This window comes from Aeromonas sp. Prich7-2 (assembly GCF_017939255.1).
Classification (GTDB): Bacteria; Pseudomonadota; Gammaproteobacteria; order Enterobacterales; family Aeromonadaceae; genus Aeromonas; species Aeromonas caviae.
Map to the genome: position 1 here is coordinate 1 of NZ_JAGKRI010000279.1, position 1,964 is coordinate 1,964.

2 pseudogenes are annotated in these 1,964 nt (G+C 62.4%); both read left to right on the forward strand.

The features are described from left to right. Positions 1–142: 142 nt before the first annotated feature. A pseudogene (locus J9892_RS21625) lies at positions 143–1,072 on the forward strand (2-oxoglutarate and iron-dependent oxygenase domain-containing protein); the annotation flags it as partial. Positions 1,073–1,165: 93 nt separating this feature from the next. After that, a pseudogene (locus J9892_RS21630) lies at positions 1,166–1,816 on the forward strand (PLP-dependent aspartate aminotransferase family protein); the annotation flags it as partial. Positions 1,817–1,964 lie beyond the last annotated feature (148 nt).

Consider the following 1,964-nt stretch of genomic DNA (forward strand, 5'->3'; position numbering starts at 1 on the left):
GCCGAGCCAGCATGTCGCCAGATGCCTCAACAACATCGTTCAGATCGTTTGCAATAGACATAAAAAATCCGGAACCAGTGATTGGTTCCGGATTGTCCTACAGCAGAAGGATCGGTCAATGGATCCTTAACTGATCAGCATTGCCCGCGAAGTGGGCTTTTTCTATCTGGTGGGCCATGATCTGAGCGAATCGGCGCGCCAGGAGACCCTGGCGCTCGCCGCCCGCTTCTTCGCCCTGCCACTTGAAGAAAAACTGGCGGTGCAGATGGTCCACTCCCCCCACTTTCGCGGCTACAACCAGGTGGGGGCAGAGCTCACCCGGGCACGGCCGGATCTGCGGGAGCAGTTCGATATCATGAACGAGGCCCAGGCCCTGCCTGTGGCGCACATTCGAGAACCCTGGCAGCGCCTCATCGGCCCCAACCAGTGGCCCGCCGCCCTGCCCGAGATGAAGACACGGCTGCTGGCATGGCAGGATCGACTGAGCGACATCACCCTCACCCTGCTGAACGCCTTCGCAGAGGTGCTGGGGCAGCCCGCCGGAGTATTTGATGAGAGCATTCGCGGTGCCCCCTACCAGCACATGAAGCTCATTCACTACCCCGGACAACCGGAAGGCAGCAGTGGTCAGGGGGTAGGTGCCCACAAGGATCCCGGCTACCTGACGCTGGTGATGCAGGACGATCACTCCGGGCTCGAGGTGGAGACGGCAGATGGCTGGATCCCCGCGCCCCCCCTGCCGGGCGCCCTGGTGGTCAACATCGGCGAGCTGCTGGAGCTCGCGTCCGACGGCTACCTCAAGGCTACCCTGCACCGGGTGGTGAGCCCGCCTCCCGGGGTATCGCGCCTCTCCTGCGCCTTCTTCATGGCGGCAAGGCTGGATGCGACTGTGCCACTGCTTAGCCTCTCCCCCGAGCTGGCGGCACTGGCCGAAGGGCCCCAGAGCGATCCCGCCAACCCGCTCTTTTATCAGGTGGGGGAAAACGTGCTCAAGGGGAGGCTGCGCTCCCACCCGGATGTGGCGGCCCGCCACTATGCAGGCGAGCCGCAGCGCGAGCCAGCGCTAGCCTGACAACACCGCCACACCACATTAGAAAAGGGGCGCGACGGCGCCCCGGATAACACAAGCAGTCGGGCAACAGCCTGGCAATGACGGAGTACAAAAATGAAATTCAAGACCATGAGCGTGCACAGCGGCCAGCGGATCGCTCCCCAGACCGGCGCCCTCACCACCCCGCTCTACCAGAGCAGCACCTTCAGCTACTTCAACGCCCAGGCGGGCAAGGAGCGCTTCGCCGGTCAGGCCCCCGGCTTCATCTACAGCCGCTTTGGCAACCCTACCACCGCCGAACTGGAGCAGAAGCTGGCAGCCCTCGAAGGTGCAGATGAGGCACTGGTGGTGGCCAGCGGCATGGCGGCGGTGAGTGCCATCATGTATGCCCTGGCCGACAGTGGTGATGAAGTGGCCTATATCGGCCCCCTCTACGGCGGCACCGATGCCTTCCTCAAGCAGACCTTCAGCCGCGCCGGCATCAAGATCACCGCCTACGAGAGCGATCAGGATCTGCTGGCCAATATCCGCCCCGCCACCAAGGTGGTACTGTTCGAAACCCTGACCAACCCCACCCTCAAGGTGGTGGATCCGCGGGTGGTAGTGGAAGCGGCACGCAAGGTGGGCGCCATTACGGTGTGTGACAACACCTTCCTCACCCCCTACCTGCTGCGCCCGCTGGAGCTTGGCATCGACATCGTCATGCACAGCGGCACCAAGTACCTGGGCGGCCACGGCGACATCATCGCCGGGGTGGTGGCGGGTCGTCATACCAATCAGATTAAAGATGTGATCTAATTGCTCTATTCTGGTTTCACTGTACTCAGTATGTCCGATCCAATCGATTTCTTGGCCCTCGCCAAGGCAGAAACCAACGCCAGGAAACGCATGCGATTCCTGGCGTTAGCACACT